The 16,093-nt window shown below is 70.3% G+C and carries 16 protein-coding genes; 9 read left to right on the top strand and 7 right to left on the bottom strand.

Annotated elements, in window-relative coordinates; genetic code table 11:
• Nucleotides 1-77 precede the first annotated feature (77 nt).
• The 6 genes from JKJ07_RS29985 to JKJ07_RS29960 all read left to right on the top strand — a co-directional run bounded on the left by JKJ07_RS29985 (nt 78) and on the right by JKJ07_RS29960 (nt 5,389).
• Complete coding sequence (locus JKJ07_RS29985; protein WP_202995223.1) at nt 78-1,172, top strand: LLM class flavin-dependent oxidoreductase; 1,095 nt, start codon at nt 78-80, stop codon at nt 1,170-1,172.
• Nucleotides 1,169-1,720 (top strand): carboxymuconolactone decarboxylase family protein, encoded by a 552-nt coding sequence (locus tag JKJ07_RS29980; RefSeq protein WP_202995222.1) that lies wholly within the window; start codon nt 1,169-1,171, stop codon nt 1,718-1,720. The genes JKJ07_RS29985 and JKJ07_RS29980 overlap by 4 nt, the downstream gene beginning before the upstream one ends.
• Nucleotides 1,717-2,373 (top strand): alpha/beta fold hydrolase, encoded by a 657-nt coding sequence (locus JKJ07_RS29975; RefSeq protein WP_202995221.1) that lies wholly within the window; start codon nt 1,717-1,719, stop codon nt 2,371-2,373. Before JKJ07_RS29980 ends, JKJ07_RS29975 begins: the two co-directional genes overlap by 4 nt.
• Nucleotides 2,374-2,441: 68 nt before the next feature.
• Nucleotides 2,442-2,900, top strand: a complete 459-nt coding sequence (locus JKJ07_RS29970) for a DedA family protein (RefSeq protein WP_307834478.1) — start codon at nt 2,442-2,444, stop codon at nt 2,898-2,900.
• Between the two features lie 118 nt (nt 2,901-3,018).
• On the top strand, nt 3,019-4,884 hold the full coding sequence (locus tag JKJ07_RS29965; RefSeq protein ID WP_202995220.1) for a hypothetical protein: 1,866 nt from the start codon (nt 3,019-3,021) through the stop codon (nt 4,882-4,884).
• A complete protein-coding gene (locus tag JKJ07_RS29960; RefSeq protein ID WP_202995219.1) occupies nt 4,877-5,389 on the top strand; it encodes a hypothetical protein in 513 nt (170 codons plus the stop codon). Before JKJ07_RS29965 ends, JKJ07_RS29960 begins: the two co-directional genes overlap by 8 nt.
• 49 nt (nt 5,390-5,438) lie before the next feature.
• On the opposite strand, the gene JKJ07_RS29955 is transcribed toward JKJ07_RS29960, so the two are convergent.
• From JKJ07_RS29955 to JKJ07_RS29930, 6 genes are read right to left on the bottom strand one after another with little or no spacing between them, the layout of a single operon-like run.
• Nucleotides 5,439-6,428: an amidohydrolase family protein gene (locus JKJ07_RS29955; RefSeq protein ID WP_202995218.1), complete on the bottom strand. Its 990-nt coding sequence runs from the start codon at nt 6,426-6,428 to the stop codon at nt 5,439-5,441.
• 8 nt (nt 6,429-6,436) lie between these two features.
• On the bottom strand, nt 6,437-7,738 hold the full coding sequence (gene hisD / locus JKJ07_RS29950) for a histidinol dehydrogenase (protein WP_202995217.1): 1,302 nt from the start codon (nt 7,736-7,738) through the stop codon (nt 6,437-6,439).
• Nucleotides 7,738-8,505 (bottom strand): ABC transporter ATP-binding protein, encoded by a 768-nt coding sequence (locus JKJ07_RS29945; protein WP_202995216.1) that lies wholly within the window; start codon nt 8,503-8,505, stop codon nt 7,738-7,740. Before JKJ07_RS29945 ends, hisD begins: the two co-directional genes overlap by 1 nt.
• An 18-nt stretch (nt 8,506-8,523) precedes the next feature.
• On the bottom strand, nt 8,524-9,351 hold the full coding sequence (locus JKJ07_RS51280) for an ABC transporter permease (RefSeq protein WP_202995215.1): 828 nt from the start codon (nt 9,349-9,351) through the stop codon (nt 8,524-8,526).
• Nucleotides 9,348-10,196, bottom strand: coding sequence for an ABC transporter permease (locus JKJ07_RS29935; protein WP_202995214.1), 849 nt, complete (start codon nt 10,194-10,196; stop codon nt 9,348-9,350). Before JKJ07_RS29935 ends, JKJ07_RS51280 begins: the two co-directional genes overlap by 4 nt.
• Entirely contained in the window at nt 10,193-11,269 is a 1,077-nt protein-coding gene (locus JKJ07_RS29930; RefSeq protein ID WP_202995213.1) for an ABC transporter substrate-binding protein, read from the bottom strand. The genes JKJ07_RS29935 and JKJ07_RS29930 overlap by 4 nt, the downstream gene beginning before the upstream one ends.
• Nucleotides 11,270-11,475: 206 nt before the next feature.
• Here JKJ07_RS29930 and JKJ07_RS29925 point away from each other — a divergent pair, with 206 nt between their 5' ends.
• The 3 genes from JKJ07_RS29925 (at nt 11,476) to JKJ07_RS29915 (ending at nt 15,089) form a co-directional block, all read left to right on the top strand.
• Nucleotides 11,476-12,519 carry a LacI family DNA-binding transcriptional regulator gene (locus JKJ07_RS29925; RefSeq protein ID WP_202995212.1) on the top strand — a complete coding sequence of 348 codons (1,044 nt, stop codon included), beginning with the start codon at nt 11,476-11,478 and terminating at the stop codon, nt 12,517-12,519.
• 135 nt (nt 12,520-12,654) lie between these two features.
• Nucleotides 12,655-13,878, top strand: a complete 1,224-nt coding sequence (locus JKJ07_RS29920; protein ID WP_202995211.1) for a PucR family transcriptional regulator — start codon at nt 12,655-12,657, stop codon at nt 13,876-13,878.
• Complete coding sequence (locus JKJ07_RS29915; RefSeq protein WP_202995210.1) at nt 13,875-15,089, top strand: MFS transporter; 1,215 nt, start codon at nt 13,875-13,877, stop codon at nt 15,087-15,089. Before JKJ07_RS29920 ends, JKJ07_RS29915 begins: the two co-directional genes overlap by 4 nt.
• A 102-nt stretch (nt 15,090-15,191) precedes the next feature.
• On the opposite strand, the gene JKJ07_RS29910 is transcribed toward JKJ07_RS29915, so the two are convergent.
• Nucleotides 15,192-16,076 (bottom strand): oxidoreductase, encoded by an 885-nt coding sequence (locus JKJ07_RS29910; RefSeq protein WP_202995209.1) that lies wholly within the window; start codon nt 16,074-16,076, stop codon nt 15,192-15,194.
• Nucleotides 16,077-16,093 lie beyond the last annotated feature (17 nt).

Genomic DNA, 16,093 nt, shown 5'->3' with positions numbered 1-16,093 from the left:
CGTCAAGTCACAGGTGACGACACTGTGCTGTCACCGGCCGCGAGCGAGACTGCCTGCAACGAAAGGGAGGTCATGCCGTGAGACTGGGTTACTTCTCGATGCCGCTGCACCCGCTCGGCCGGACGTGGGCCGACACCCTCCGCGAGGATCGCGAGGCCGTCATCCTGGCCGACTCGCTGGGCTTCCACGACGCGTTCATCGGCGAGCACCTGACCGACCGGCACGAAAACATCACCAACAGCCTGCTGTTCCTGGCCACGCTGATCTCCGACACCCGGCAGATCAAGCTCGCCACCGGCACGACGAACCTGTCGCAGCAGCATCCCGTGCTGGTCGCCGCCAATTCGGCGATGTTCGACCACCTGGCCGGCGGGCGGTTCATCCTCGGCATCAGCCCCGGCGCGCTGACCTCCGACGCCGAGGCGCTCGGCATCCTGACCGAGGATCGCAACAAGATGTTCGCCGAGGCGATCGACGTCATCACCGCGATCTGGGAGTCCGAACCGCCGTACGCGATCGATCTGCCCGGCAACCGCTTCAAGGTGACGACCGAGTCGACCATGGACACCGATTTCGGCGTGGGTTATCTGCCCAAACCGTTACAGCAGCCGCGGCCCGAGATTGTGGGCACCGTGGTGGCACCGTTCTCCAAGGGCGTCATCGCGATGGGCAAGCGCGACTTCCACCCGCTGTCGGCCAACTTCCTGCTGCCGCAGTGGGTGGCGACGCACTGGCCCAACTACGTCGAGGGCAAGCAGGCCGCCGGCGCGACCGCCGATCCGGCCGATTGGCGCGTGGCCCGCACGGTGTTCGTGGCCGACGACCCCGCGACCGCTGCCTCCTATGGGCGCGACGACGAAAACAGCCCCTACCGGTTCTACTACTCGCAGATGCTCAAGAAGATGAAAAAACTGGGCCGGCTCCAGCTGTTCAAGACCCGGCGCGACCAGCCCGACGAGGAGGTCACGCTCGACTACGTGCTCGACAAGCTGGTCATCACCGGCACGCCGGAATCGGTGGCCGAGCAGATCCTGGCCCTGCGCGAGCAGACCGGCGATTTCGGCGAGCTCGTCTACGCCGGCCTCGACTGGGTCGACCCGCGACTGGCCCGCCGGTCGATGGAGCTGATGGCGCAGAAGGTGATGCCGGACGTGAACGCGGCCCTGGCGTGAACGATCGCTTGCCGCCGCTGGAGGACATGACGGCCGAGCAGCGGGCTGCCGCCGCGCGGATTGCCTCCGGGCCGCGCGGTGCGCTGTTCGGCCCGTTCGTGCCGCTGCTGCGCAGCCCCGAGCTGATGACCCGGCTGCAGCTGGTCGGCGAGTTCCTGCGCTTCGGCAGCGCGCTCGACGACGACCTGGTCGAGCTGGTCATCCTGTTCGTGGCCCGGCATTGGGACCAGGATTTCGAGTACGGGTTCCATCATCCCCTGGCGTTAAAAGCCGGGCTGCCGCCGGAGGTCGTCGAGGCGGTCGCGCACGCCCGGCGACCCGCGGGTGATCGTTTTGCGACCGTGTGGGACCTGCTGGACGAGTTGCACCGCACGCGGCAGGTCGGCGATGCGGCGTACGGGAAAGCCCTTGACCTGCTGGGCGAGGAACGCGTGATCGAGGTCGTCGGCACGGCCGGCTACTACACGACCCTGGCCATGACGATGAACGTCGCGCGCACGCCACCCCCGGCCGACGCGCCTCGTCTGCCTCCCCGGGAGCGCTCATGACGCTGGTTCTGCTGCATCCGCTCGGCGTCGACCACCGTTTCTGGGATCCCGTACGCCCCTACTTCCAGCCCTCGGTCGTCACGCCCGACCTGTCCGGCGCCACGATCGAGGAGATGGCGGCCGCCGTCTCGCTGCCCGGCCCCGTCGACCTTTGCGGCGTCTCGCTGGGCGGCCTGGTCGCCCAGGTCATCGCGGCCCGCCACCCGTCCCTGGTCCGCCGCCTGATCCTGGCCGACACCGTCGCCGTCTATCCCCCCGCCATGCGCGAGATGTGGCGTTCGCGAGCCGCCCTCGTACGCGCCGAGGGCCTCACGCCGATCCTGGCCCCGACCGAGAAGCTCTGGTTCACCGAGGCCGCCCAGCCCTCCGACGTGTCCCGCATCAGGGCCCTGCTGCTCTCCGGCGACCCCGACGTCTACGCCCGCACCTGCGAGGCCCTGGCCGCCGCCGACACCACCGCACTGGTCCCCGAGATCAAGGCCCCCACCCTGCTCCTGTGCGGCAAACACGACGCGCCCCCCTTCCACCAGGCCGTCGACTATTTCACCGCCACCCTCCCCGACCCCACAGTCACCTGGCTCCCCGGCGCCCACGCCACGGCCTACGAACACCCAGCCCCCTTCGCCGACGCGGTGGCCGCCTTCCTCTGCTGACCACGTCCACTCCCGTCCCGGGGCCGGCGATCATCGGGAAACGGCCGCCCGGCTCGTCGAGCGTCCGGGTGGGGGTCTTCGCGGCCGGCGGCGAACCGAACCTGGCCCTCGTCATGACGGTCGCCGCGATCGGGGCCTTCTGCGGCGATCACATCGCCTACCGGATCGGCCGGACCGTACGGCGCGACCGGTTCCGGTGGGTCGAACGACCGCTCGAGAAACGCGGCGGCCTGCTGCTGGTAGTCGCGCGTTACATCCCCGGCGGGCGCACCGCGGTGACTATGACGATGGGCGCCGTCCGCTATCCACCCCGCAAGTTCGCCCTGTTCGACGCTCTGGCCGCCATGTCCTGGGCCGTGTATTCGGCAACTGTCGGCTACGTCGGCGGCGAAGCCTTCGAGCACGACAAGCTGAAGGGCCTGCTGCTGGGCCTGGGCCTGGCCGCCGGCACCACCGTCATCGTCGAGGCAGTCCGTTACGGCCTCCGCCGGCGCGCCGGAAACCGGGAGGAGAGCCGGGTGCCGTAGCGCCGCGGATGGCGTTGCGGGCGGACTCCTCGGGACGGGCCGAGGTGCGGGGACGACCCGCCGGGGCCGTGATCCGGGCGGGGTCGCCGCAAGATCAATGGGAACCTATCCTGGCGCGATGTCTTCAACACTGCCGGTGACCTCGCACGAGGGGCTGCTGGGCAACGTCGCGTCGGGTTATGGGCTGGCGTCGCGGCGGTGGCGGCGGTTGTTCGCCGTCGTGTTGCCCGTCGCGGCGACGATGCTGGTGGTGTCGACGCTGGCCGACCTCGCCCTCGGGTCGGGGCGGCTGGTCATCGTCGACGGGATCCCCGAGGCGCTCAGCGGGGACGGGCTGGCGGGGGTCAAAGCGGTCACCGCCGTCGTGTTCTGGCTGGTGGGGCTGGTCGGCGGGGTGTGGGCGGTCGCCCGCGACGCCGGGCCGCGCGAGTCGTTGTGGCAGGGGGTCAAGAGCCTTCCCGCGTACGGGATCGGTCTGATCGCCGTGGGCGGGGGCGCCTTCCTCGCGTTGTGGGCGGCGGCCGGGCTCGCCCGCGGCGGCGCGGGACTGGTGCTGATCGTCGCCGTGCTGGTGGCGGTCGTGCTCGGGGCGGCGAGGGTGCTGCTGATCGGGATCGACCAGCTCGTCGGCTCCGGCACGGCGCCGACCTGGGGCGAGGCGCTGTCGTTCGTGCTGGGCGGGGTCGCGGTGCCGATGCTGGTGGCGTACGGGTGGGAACGCCTGGGTGCCCCGGGAAGCGAGACGGTGCTGCTGATCGTCGCGCTTGTCGCCCAGATCGGGCTGGCCGCGCGACCGCACTCGCGGGGAGCCGGGACAAGCGGGGCCAAGGACGCGGCCGCCGCTCGGGCAAGACGGCCGCGTTTGTGGCCCGCCATAACCGTGTTCGCGGTCGCTGTCGCGCTGGCGGCGGGCGTGCTGCTGACCAACCCGTACGACGCCCCGGTGGTTCGCACCAACTCCGCCGGGTCGTCCGGGGCGCGGGCCGTGGCGTGGCCCGCGGGCCGGCACCCGGTGATCGTCACCACCAGTGAGGTCTGGTTCTGCGACGACGACCTGTGCCAGAACTCCACCGACGTGAGCGGCGGTCCGCCGACCGTGGAGGGGTACGGGTCGGCCACGATCGGTGCCGACGGCACGGTGGTGAAGACCGCGCTGACCGGTGGACCGGACAAGGGCGGGCCGTTCGTGCACTACGCCCGGTGCGTACGGGAAGGGTGTCAGGAGGCGTGGATCCCGGTTCGCGCGTCAGGGCGGGAACGACTGGATGTGGAGGGCCGCACCGAGGTGGCGGGCGCGCCGGCACCGGACGGGGCGTTGTGGTTGTTCGTGGCCACGCCGATCACGGGCGGGCAGCACGGGCGGTACCGGTTCTCGATGATCAGATGCGCCGACGTCGCCTGTGCCGCGCCGCAACGCCACCAGGTGGGTGTGCTCGACCGGACGCCCGAGGACGGCTATCCCGACGGCCGCCGCGCCCGCCTGACGATCGGGACCGACGGGCGGCCGGACGGTTCCTTCTGGATCGGCCACTCCGTCTACCGCTACAGCTGCGAGCCGGTCACGTGCGCGGCGCCCAAGCAGTCGGCCGTCGACAGCGGGCCGTCCGACGCGGCCTGGACCGTGGCCGGCGACCGCACAGTCTTCGTGCGGGGCGGCGAGCTCTTCGACGGCCACACCTCGACCCCCGTCGGCGGCAGCGGAAACTCGAAGCTGGCGGCGGCCGCGGTGGCCGGCCCGGACGTCTACGTGGCCGCGGCCGTGCCCACCGAGGCAGCGGGTTCCGGCTTCCGCATCACCTACGGCGAGCCGGTCCAGCACTGGCGGCAGACGGTCTGGCGCTGCCGCAACCAGGAATGTGCCAGCACACCCCTGGACAGCTACGACAACCAGGAGCGCGAACAACTGCTCGCCGTCTCCGCGGACGGCCGCGTGCTGGTGGTCCGCGACGACCACATCGTGCTGCTGGAGAAGTCCGTTGCGTAGCCCGTCGCTGCGGCTGATCACTGTCCTGCTGGTCATCGGCGTCTCGGCCGGGGCGTGCGCCGACCGCAACGACGCCGCAGCGTCCCGAACCAGCGCCCCGGCTCCCAACTCCAGCCCGGCGGCGCGCACCCCCGACGATCCCTGCGACGGCTTCGTGGCCTGGGTTCTCCAGTATCCGGGCGACAGGAGCCAGGCCGCCGTCAGTGAGTACGAACGCATGACGCAGAACCCGGACGGTTACTCGGTCCGGCAGAGGATCGCCTTGCGTCAGGCCTTCTACGGTCACCACGAGACCCTGATCCGGAATCTGGCGGGGACAGCCGACTATCCTCCGGTCCGCAAGGCCTTCTTGTCCTTCGCGGACGGCCTGGCCGCCTATGCGAGCAACGCGACCGAGGCCGGGCCGCCGAACGTCATGCCGGATCGCGATCCGATCGCCAGAGCCTGCGGCTTCAACAGCAAGATCGAGATTGAGCCGCTGCCGGCGGGATCTCCTCCGGAATAGGGCCGCACCCACCGCCGGCGCCGTTGCCGGACAGCGGGCGCGGCCGGACTCAGGCCAGCTTGAGCAGCCGGGCCGCCGTCTCGCCGCGGATCGCGTTGCGGACGGTTTCGTCGAGGCGGGCCGACGCGATCTGGTCGAGCGGGTCGTAGTGGCCCATGTCGAACGGGTAGTCGGTGCCGATCACGACGTGGTCGGCGCCCATTTGCTGCACCAGGAACTCCAGGTGCGGGGCGTCGAAGACCAGGCAGTCGACGTAGATCTGCTTCAGATACGTCGATGGCGGCCGGGTGATGTGGTGCCGGCCCTCCGGGCGTTCCCCGTACGCGTGGTCCATGCGCGACGAGTAGAACGGCAGGTACCCGCCACCGTGCACGGCCACGAGCTTCAGACCCGGGTGTTCCTCCAGCACTCCCCCGTGGATGATCTTGGTGAGCGCCACCGTCGTGTCGAGCGGGTTGCCGATCACGTTGGTCAGGTAATACTTGCGGAAGCGCTCGCCGCCCGTGAAACCGTTGGGGTGCAGCATCACGACGACGTCGAGCTGCTCGGCCTTGGCGAAGAACGGCCGGAACCGCTTGTCGTCCAGGTCGAGCCCCATGACGTTGGTGTTGATCTCGACGCCGCGGAAGTCGTACTCCGTCACGCACCGCTCCAGCTCCTGCACGGCCGCGTCGACGTCCTGCATCGGGACCGTGGCCAGCCCGACGAAACGGTCGGGGTGGTCGGCCACGATCTTCGACAGGTTGTCGTTCTGCATCTGCGCCAGTTGCAGGCCCAGCGCGGGGTCGGTCCAGTAGAAGTAGCCGGCCGGCGCGACCGAGATGGCCTGCACGTCGATGCCCATGCGGTCGAGGTCGGCGATCCGCCGTACGGGGTCGGTCGCTTGCGGCATGATGGCGCGCACATGCTCGACCTGGTACGCGTTGGTCTCGTCCCCGCCGTAGTAGGTGAACGGATCCATCTCGGGCGACATCAGCCCGGCCGTCAGCGGCAGCGTGTCGGGCAGGATCACGTGGCCGTGAATGTCAACGGTGCGCATGAATGTCCTTAGATCGAAGCGAGCGGTGACCAGGGCAGAGGCGCCCCGCCGTACTTGGCGGCGCGGACATCGCCGGAGCGGGCGTGGCCCTCGAAGAGCTCGACCCGAGCCGCACGCCCGCACAGCTCGCCGAGCTCGGCCGAAGCGGCTTGGGAAGTGACCTCCTGATAGGTCACGGTCCGCAGGTATTTCCCGACCCAGAGGCCGCCGGTGTAGCGGGCCGCGCCGCGGGTCGGCAGCACGTGATTCGTGCCGATCACCTTGTCCCCGTACGAGACGCAGGTGCCCTCGCCCAGGAACAGTGCGCCGTAGTGCCGCATCTTGTCGAGCGCCTCGCGCGGGTTGCGGGTCAGGATCTGCACGTGCTCGCTGGCGTAGGAATCGGCCAGCCCGTACGCCTCGTCCAGCGTGCCCACGACGTGCACCTCGCCGTGGTCGCGCCACGCGGGCCCGGCCATGTCGTTGGTCGGCATGCCGGGCAGGATCGCCTCGATGTGCTCGATCACCCGCTGCCCGAGGGCGGCCGACGTCGTGATGAGCACCGCCGGCGAGTCGGGCCCGTGCTCGGCCTGGCTCAGCAGGTCGACCGCCACGACGAACGGATCCGCGTCCTCGTCGGCCACGATCAAGATCTCCGTAGGCCCCGCGAACAGGTCGATGCCAACGGTTCCGAAGAGCTGCCTCTTCGCCTCGGCCACGTACGCGTTCCCGGGGCCCGCGATCAGGTCCACGCGCCCGATGGACTCCGTGCCCAGGGCCATCGCCGCCACCGCCTGCACCCCGCCCAGCACGAGGATCTCGTCGGCCCCGGCCAGGTGCAGCGCGGCGATCGTGGCCGGCGGGATCTCCCCGCGCAGCGGCGGCGTGCACGCGGTGACCCGTTCCACGCCGGCCACCTTCGCCGTCACCACGGTCATGTGGGCCGAGGCGGTCAGCGGATAACGACCGCCGGGGACGTAAGCACCCGACGCCACGATCGGCAGGTGCTTCTGACCGAGGAAGACACCGGGCTGAGTTTCGACCTCGACGTCGTGCATGCTGTCGCGCTGGGCCTGGGCGAAGCCGCGCACGTTGGCCTGCACGGTCTTGATGTCGTCGAGGACACCGGCGGGCACCTTCGCGATGATCTCGTCGATCTCTGCGGCCGACAGGCGGAACGACGACGGCGACCAGTTATCGAACTTGGCCGAGTACTTGCGAACCGCGTCGTCGCCGTTGGCCCGGATGTCGGCGATGACATCGGTGACGACGGCGCTGACGTCGGGTCCGGCCGTCGCGTCGCCGGTGGGCTGCTTAAGCGAGGACGTCATCAGGCGGCCACCTCCGAAGCCGTACGGGAAAGGGCTTTCATCGCCTCGAGCCGCCCCAGCACCTCGGCCTGCAGCGTGGCCACGGTCGGGTCGGTCTGCCGGCGCGGCCGGGGCAGGTCGATGGTGATGTCCTCATAGATGCGCCCGCCCGGCTGCAGCACGATGATCCGGTCGGAGAGCTCGACGGCCTCGACCACATCGTGCGTCACGAAGACGACGGTCTTCTTCGACTGGGCCCAGATGTCCTGCAACTGCGCGCGCAGGCCGCGGGCGGTGATCGCGTCGAGGTGGCTGAACGGCTCGTCCATCAGCAGCAGGTCGGGCTCGACGGCGAACGCGCGGGCGATGCCGACCCGCTGCTGCATGCCACCGGAGAGCTGGCCCGGGAAGAAGTCGGCGTTCTTGGTCAGCCCGACCATGTCCAGATACTTTCGGCAGCGGGCAACCGTTGGCTCGCTCCGATCGTTCTGGACGTACATCATGTTCTTCATGACGCTGCGCCAGGGCAGCAGCCGCGGGTCCTGGAAGACGTAGCCCATCCGGGCCGGCCCGCCCGAGTCGCTGGTCAGGCTGATGTCGCCCGACGTGTGCTCCTCGACCCCCGAGATGATGTTGAGCAGCGTGCTCTTGCCGCACCCGGAGGGGCCGACGATCGAGACGAACGTGCCGCCGCGGACGTCGAACGAGATGTCGTCGAGCACCCGGCTGGCCTTGGCGGTGCCCACGTTGAAGGTCTTGGCGAGGTTCTTGACGGTCAGAACAGCCACAGTGGCTCCTTAGAGAGATCAGGCCGAGGCGTCGCGCCAGCGGAAAGCGCGCTGGATCATCCGGTCGAGCACGAAGCGGTCGAGCAGCACGATGAAGCCGACGAACAGCACGACCCAGGCCGCGAAGCCGCCGAACCGGTTGGCGTCGTACCACCACCGGGCGCGGTAGCCGACGCCCCCGCCGCCGCCGAACCACTCGGCCAGCAGCACGCCGTTCCAGCCGATGATGATGGCGAACCGGACGCCGGCCGCGACGTAGCCGGTGACCGCCGGCAGCACCAGATCCTTGATCCGGCGCGAGAGCGGCACGTTGTACGTCGTCGACATGTCCCGCAGGTCCCGCGACACCCCGCGTACGCCCTGGGCGACGTTGACGATGACGAACGGGACAGAGGTTAGGAACGTCGTCACGATCGGGCTGAGATCGCCGAAGCCGAACCACATGACGGTCAGGAACGACCAGATGATGGCCGGGATCGACAGGCCGACCAGCACCGGGCTCTCGAAGAACGCCCGGCCCAGCTGGGACAGGCCCATGACGACGCCGATCGCGATGCCGACGACCGTGGCCAGCGCGACGCCCACGCCGAAGCGGTACAGCGTCTTGCCGAAGTTGCCGAACACCTCGCCGCGGCTGAACTCGTCGACGAGCCGCTGCACGACCTCGATCGGGCCGGGCACGCGCAGGAAGAGCCACGAGATCAGCACCCAGAACAGGAAGAAGCTGAGCAGGGCGGCGATCCGGGCCGCGCGGTCGGAGGTGAGCCGCTTCTGCCAGGCCGGCGTCTCCTGCTCCTTCTCGGTGGTGGAGCGGCGGGCCTTGACGGGGGCCATCGTGGTGCTCACAGCGCGGAGCTCCTCTCCTGCGGCCGCCACGAGAGCAGGCGGGCCTCGCTCTTGGCCAGCACCAGGCGCTCGATGATCAGCATGAAGACGATGAACAGGAACATCCAGGCCAGCACGGCGGCGATGTCGTACAGCTGATATTCCGTACGGATCTGGAAGCCGACGCCGTTGCGGCCGCCGAAGACCTCGGTCAGCGCCTCGACCTTCCAGGCCACCGCGAAGCACATCCGGATGGCCGCGAACACGTACGGGACGATGGTCGGGATCAGCACCTCGCGGCGGATCTGCTGCGGCGAGCGGCCGAACGCCTCGCTCATCGTGACGAGCGACTTGTCGACGCCCCGGATGCCCTCGGCCACGTTGAGCGCGATGTAGGGCGCCGAGACCAGCGCGACGGCGAGGATCGGGCCCAGGTTGGACAGGCCGAAGACGATCAGCGAGAGCACCGCGTAGACGATCGCGGGGATGGTGCCGGCGATCGTGACGCCGTCGTGGAAGAACGCGCGCCAGTAGTTGTAGCGGCCCATCAAATAGCCGATCGGGGCTCCGACCGCCGCGGCCACCGCGAAGCCGGCGAACGTCTTGAGCACGCTGGCCGAGAAGTCGGTGAGGAAGTTGCCGCTCTCGACGATCTCGACCGCCGACATGAGGACCTCGTACGGGGTGGGCAGCAGCCGCGACCCGAACCACCAGGAGCCGTACTCCCAGACGCCGTACAACGCGATCCAGCCCAGGATGACCAGGCCGGTGAGCCGGAGGCGGCGCCGTTTCGCGGTGCGCTTGGCCCCGGCCTCGGGGTCGGTGGGCGGTGCGGCCGGGGCCGCACCGATCAGCTGGTCCGTCATGACTTCGGCAGAATCGTGAAGTCGGGGTCGGCCACGTCGTCAGGCACGTAGCCCGCTTCCTTCATCAGGTTGAACAGCTTGGTCTCGCTGTCCACCCAGGCCTGGTCGAGGTAGGTCGTGTCGACGAACCAGTCGTACGTGTTGGCCAGCCAGTCGCGGATGAACTTCTTGTCCTTGTCGCTCTCGGCGGCGAAGTCCTCCGGGTAGGCCTCGATGATCTTGTCGCGGTTCTTGGCCCACTCCTGCACGCCGCGGTCCCACATCTTGATCAGGAACGCCGCCTCCTCCGGGTTCTTCTCGACCCAGGCCTTGCGGGCGACGAACACGTTGTTCTGCGGGTGGGTGAGCTCGGTCTTGTCGTCGGAGAACTGCTCGGCGTAGATCTGCGAGACGCTCTTCGAGTCGTACAGGGGCTTGATCGCGCCGCTGGAGAGCTGCGGGATGGAGAAGTCGGGCAGCAGCAGGCCGGCGTCGGCGTCGCCCCGCTCGATCAGCCCGGCCGCGTTCTGCGGGTCGGTCACCACCAGTTCGTAGTCGCCGCCGCCGGCCCGCAGGTCGAGGTTGCACCACTTCTTGGCGTAGACGCCCCACATGATGGTGATCGAGACCGCGCTGTGCGTGACGATCTTCTTGCCCTTGAGCTCGCAGATGTCCTTGGCCGGGCTGTCCTTGCCCACGGCCAGGATGCTGCGGTCGGAGTTGAACTTGCCGAAGATCGTGGTCTTCTCGCCGGTCTGCTTCTCGAGCTCGGGCACCTCGTAGGAGGCCGCGGAGACGACGTCGGCGTGACCGCCGGCGTAGACGCCGAACTCGTCCCAGGACGACGAGGTCAGCACCTGGATCTTGGCGGCCTCCTCCATCTCCTGCTTGATGCCCTGCGACTCCATCCACTTCCAGACGGGGTCGGGGGCCATGACCATGTTGACGACGCCGTTCGCGTCCTTGGCCTCGGCGTTGCCGCCGGACTGGGCGCCGGGGCGGGCCCCGCATCCGGAGGCGGCGGCGACGGCGAGGACGGCGGTGGCGGCTATGAATCGGCGGCTGTTCGGACGGGCGATGCGTGATGCATTCATGGGTCTACCTCTCACGGGGGTGCGACACATCGACGGGTGCGACCAGAGGCGAGGAGCTGCGAAAAGTCCGGCAGTAGAGTGCGCAGAATGTTTCAGGTATGTGACGCCCGACACTGCCTGGATGAGGTGTGCAAGTCAAGCATTCTTGAGAAATTTATGCACTCAGATGAGTGTCCTGAGCAGCGCCGGGTGTGCATAATTTATGCATGAGCACCTACCCGGAACGCCGCCGTGGGCCCGCGCGGGGCGCCACAAGCTCCACCGTCGCCGAGGCCGCGGGGGTGGCCCAGTCGACGGTCTCGCGGGCCCTGCGCGGCGATCCCCGGGTCTCCGACGAGACGCGCCGGCTGATCGAGGAGACGGCCGATCGGCTGGGCTACCGCCCCTCCTGGACCACGATCGCCCCGGCCGAGCCCGCGCCGCGGACGCCCTCGATCGCGGTCGTCGCGTCCGACCTGACCAACCCGTTCTTCCCGTCGCTGCTCAACCCGGTGCACGACGAGCTGCAGCTGATGGGCTACCGATTCGTGCTGTTCGCCGAGCGCACCGACCTGCCGACCGGGCAGGAGGCCCTGCTCGGCCTGCTCAACTCGTCGATCGACGGCGTGCTGCTGACCACGGCCACGCTCGACTCGCAGCTGGGGGCCGAGCTGGCCGCCCGGCACCTGCCGATCGTGCTGCTCAACCGCTACGTCGACGGGATGGACGTCGACCGGGTGACCGCGGACAACCACCACGGCGGGCGCCTGGCCGCCCGGCACCTGCTCGAGCTGGGCCATCGCCGGATCGGCGTCATCCGGGGCCCGGCCAACACGTCGACCAGCCGCGACCGGCACGCCGGGGTGGCCGAGGTGCTCACCGTCGACCCGGAGCTGGTCCGCGAGGGGCCTTACTCGCACCAGAGCGGCTATCAGAACGCCCGCGAGCTGCTGCGGCTGCCCGCTCCCCCGACGGCGCTGCTGTGCGGCAACGACATCATCGCGTTCGGCGCCATCGACGCCGCGAAGTCGCTCGGCCTCGACGTGCCGGGCGACATCTCGGTGATCGGCTTCGACGACGTGCCGATGGCCTCCTGGGAGGTGTTCCAGCTGACCACCGTGCACCAGCCGCTGTCGGAGATGGCCCGCGCGGCGGCCCGGCTGCTGGTGGAGCGGATCGAGCACGAGGGCGACATCGGGGCCGGCCGCGAACGGCTCTTCGCCACCAGCCTGGTGCGGAGGTCGACGACCCAGCGGCATGGCGGCTCCTAAGTGTGACGGCTGTGTTACAAGGCACAGCCTCACCGGGGCCAGCCCGCTCCCGCGATGTGTGGCCAACCATTCTTGACCTGACAGTGTGGTGGCCGGCACATCGGCCGGTGCGCGGGGTGGCGGCAACGTAAGGCCATGACGACCACAGTTGTGGCCCCGCTCCCCCGCTGGGCCCGCGAAGCCGCCGACGCCGTCGACCTGCCCGCGCTCGCCGACCGGGTGGTCGAGGTCGACCTCGCGGCCGCCTTCGAGACGCTGCGCGAGAACGACGAGTTCGTCGACCGGCTGCGGGCCAGCGTGGTCGAGAACCTGAGCGCGCTGCGGCAGGTGCTGACCGGCCGGCTGCCCCTGGCCGAGGTGCGGCTGACCGAGCCGTTCGCGCTGGCCGCCCTGCAGGCACGGCTGCGCCTGCCGCAGACCGCGCTGCAACGGTCGTACCGGGTCGGCTTCCGCGCCATGTGGCAGGAGTGGAGCGACCAGCTCGTGGCCCGCGCCGAGGCCGACGACGTGCCCCGCGGCGAGAGCCTGGCCGCCCTGCAGGCGCTGACCGAGCTCGTGCTGGCCTATCAGCACCATGCGGCTTCGCAGGTGGCGGACACCTTCGCCCGTACGGACGACGTGCTGAGCCGATCCCGCGACCACGTGCGGGCCGGGCTGGTGCAGCACCTGCTGCGCGACGACTCGACCCCGCTGCCGCCGTCCGACCTGGTGCTGCTCGACTACCCGCTCGACGCCGCGCACCTGGCCGTGCTGTTGCCGGCCACGCCCGAGGGCTGCGCGCGGCAGATCCTCGACACGCTGCGCGACAAGTGCCACGTACGGGACACTCTCGTGCACCCGATCGACCTGACCAGCACCGTCGTGTGGCTGGCGCAGCCCCGGCAGGCGGGCTGGACGGCCGCCCGGATCGTCGCGATCACCGACTGCCTGCGTTCGCTAGGGCTGCAGGCGTCGGTCAGCGAACCGCATGTGGGCGTGCAGGGTGTGCGCGACGGCTGGCGGCAGGTGCGCGATGTGCAAAGTGTCCGCGCGGCCTGGGGTTCCGGGGTGCTGAGCTATGCCGACGTCAGCCTCGAGGTGCTGCTGATGGCCGACCCGGCCCGGGCCCGCGCGTTCGTGCGCGCCGAACTGGGCGAGCTGGGCGCCGAGGACGAGATCGCGGCCCGGCTGCGCGAGACCGTCGAGGCCTCGCACCGGTTCGGCAGCCACGTCACCACCGCGGCCCACCTGCATCTGCACGAGCACACCGTGCGCAACCGGCTGCAGAAGGCGGCCGAGCTGCTCGGCCGCCCGCTGACCGAGCGCCGCACCGAGCTGCAGGTGGCGCTGCGCCTGGCCCGGCTGCTGATCGACGCGTGAAGCTCGTCCTCGCGTGCCTGCTCGGCGGTTCCGCGGGCTGGGCTGCCGATCGACGGGTGAAGCTTGCCCTCGCGTGCCTGCTCGGCGGTTCCGCGGGCTGGGCCATGACCGCGCCCGGGGCCGGCGCGCCGGTGCTGGCCTCGGGTTATGGCGCCGGCCTGCTCTGGGTCGGTTTGCTGACGTCGGCTCTGGCTTTCCCGTACGCGGCCCTGCAGTTCCCGAGCGGAGTGCTCGTCGACCGCTTCGGCGTGCGGGCCACCGCCGTCACCGGGCTTTCGCTGGTGGTCGTGGCGCACGTGGCCGCCCTGGTCGCGCCGCTGCCGTGGCTGGCCGTCGGGGCCCGGTTCGCGTCGGGGGCCGGGTTCGCGGTGTGCTTCGTCTGCGGCACGTCGCTGGCCCGGGACAGCGGGACGGGGCCGCGGGGCATGGGGATCTTCGGCGGGGTGGCGCTGGCCGCCTCCGGGTTCGCTGTGCTGGTGGTGCCCTTCGCTTCGCTGGTGCTGGGGTGGCGGGCGGCTTGGGCGACGACGCTGGCCGTTGTCCTTCCAGCGCTTGTTTTGTCCGCTTTGTCGCCAGGCGGTTCCGCTCGTCGGGTGTCTCCGCGGGGCGCGGGCTCGGTGCGCGACGGGCAACTGTTCCGGCTGGCCGCGGTGCACGCCGCGACACTGGGTCTCGGCGTCGTGCTGTCCTCGTGGGCGACCACACTGCTGACTGACATCTGGAATTTCAGTTCCGCCGTGGCCGCCGTCGTCGGGTCGGCGGTGCTCGGGCTGTCGGTGCTGAGCCGTCCTCTCGGTGGGCACATCGCCGCGTTGTGGCCGGGCCTTTCCCGTACGGTCTGGGTGGTCGCTCTCGTGGCGTGCGCGGCGGCAACGATTGCCCTGTCGTGGCGCAGCACGCCGGTCGTCGCCGTGCTGGCCGTCATCACGCTGGGCATGTTCAGCGGCCTGCCGTTCGCGAGCGTGGTCAGCGCGGGCCAGGCCAGGCTGCCCGAACGCCCGGCGGCCGCCGTCGGCCTGACGAACACGGCCGCCTTCGGCCTGGTCGTCGCGGCGACCCCGATCGTCGGGTGGGCCGCCGACCACGGCTACGCCTCGTGGACGCTCGTCGCCGTGGCCGCACTGTGGCTGCTGCCGCTGACCGCCCTGCCCCGCATCGCCGCCCCCACCCCGCAACCCCTGCCGGACGCGCGGACACCGTCGACGTTCTGACGATCACGCCGGCGGCCGGGTCACCGACGCTACCGTCGAACTCACCGGTGCCTACGCCGGCCCTTGACGAGTCCTCGGCCGCACCCACCGGCGAGCACGCGCTCAAAGAAAACGGACTCCGGTCAGCTGCTCCGCGGCCGACCACAGGCGCCTGCCCACCGCCGGGTCGGCGGCCTCGCGGCTCGGCTTGACCGGGACGACGCGGCCGCGCATCTCCATGAAGCCGGACGGGCCGAAGAACTCGCCGCCGCGCAGGGTGGGGTCGGTGGCGGCGCGTAGCTGGGGCTCGGTGCCCCGCTCGACCGACTGGGTGAAGAGCAAGCCCCCGCGGGCCACGAACCGGCCGAACCGCCCCCGGTCCTCCCAGGCGCGCGGGGTCAGGTTGGTGCGGGTGATGCCGGGATGCGCGAGCGTGCTGACGATCGGCGACCCGGCGGCCTTGAGGCGACGGTCGAGTTCGAGGCCGAAGACGGTCGTGGCCAGCTTCGAGGCCCCGTACGCGCGGTTGGCGCTGTAGCTGCGCTCCCACATCAGGTCGTCGAAGTTGAGATGGGCGGGCTTGTGGGTGATCGAGCTGAGGCTGACCACGCGAGCGGCGGGCGCGGCGGTCAAGGAGTCGAGCAGCAGGCCGGTCAGCGCGAAGTGGCCCAGCATGTTGGTGCCCAGGTGCAGCTCGAAACCGTCGGCGGTGGTGCGACGCCGGCCGATCAGCACCAGGCCGGCGTTGTTGACGAGCAGGTCGACGACGGGATGGTCGACGGTCAGCTTGCCGGCGAAGGCGCGTACCGAGGCGAGCGAGGCCAGGTCGAGCTCGCGCACCTCGGTGGCGCCGCCGATCGTACGGGCTGCTTCGGCTCCGGCTTTGGTGTTGCGCACTGCCAGGATCACGTGGGCGCCGGCCCGGGCCAGGGCGGTCGCGGTGACCAGGCCGAGGCCCGAGTTGGCGCCGGTGACGACGGCGACGCGGCCGTTCATGTCGGGAATCATGCGGCCGACGCTAGGAC

Origin of the sequence: Paractinoplanes lichenicola (assembly GCF_016785085.1) — a bacterium.
Taxonomy (GTDB): Bacteria; Actinomycetota; Actinomycetes; order Mycobacteriales; family Micromonosporaceae; genus Actinoplanes; species Actinoplanes lichenicola.
This window is presented reverse-complemented; position numbering and strand designations above follow the sequence as displayed.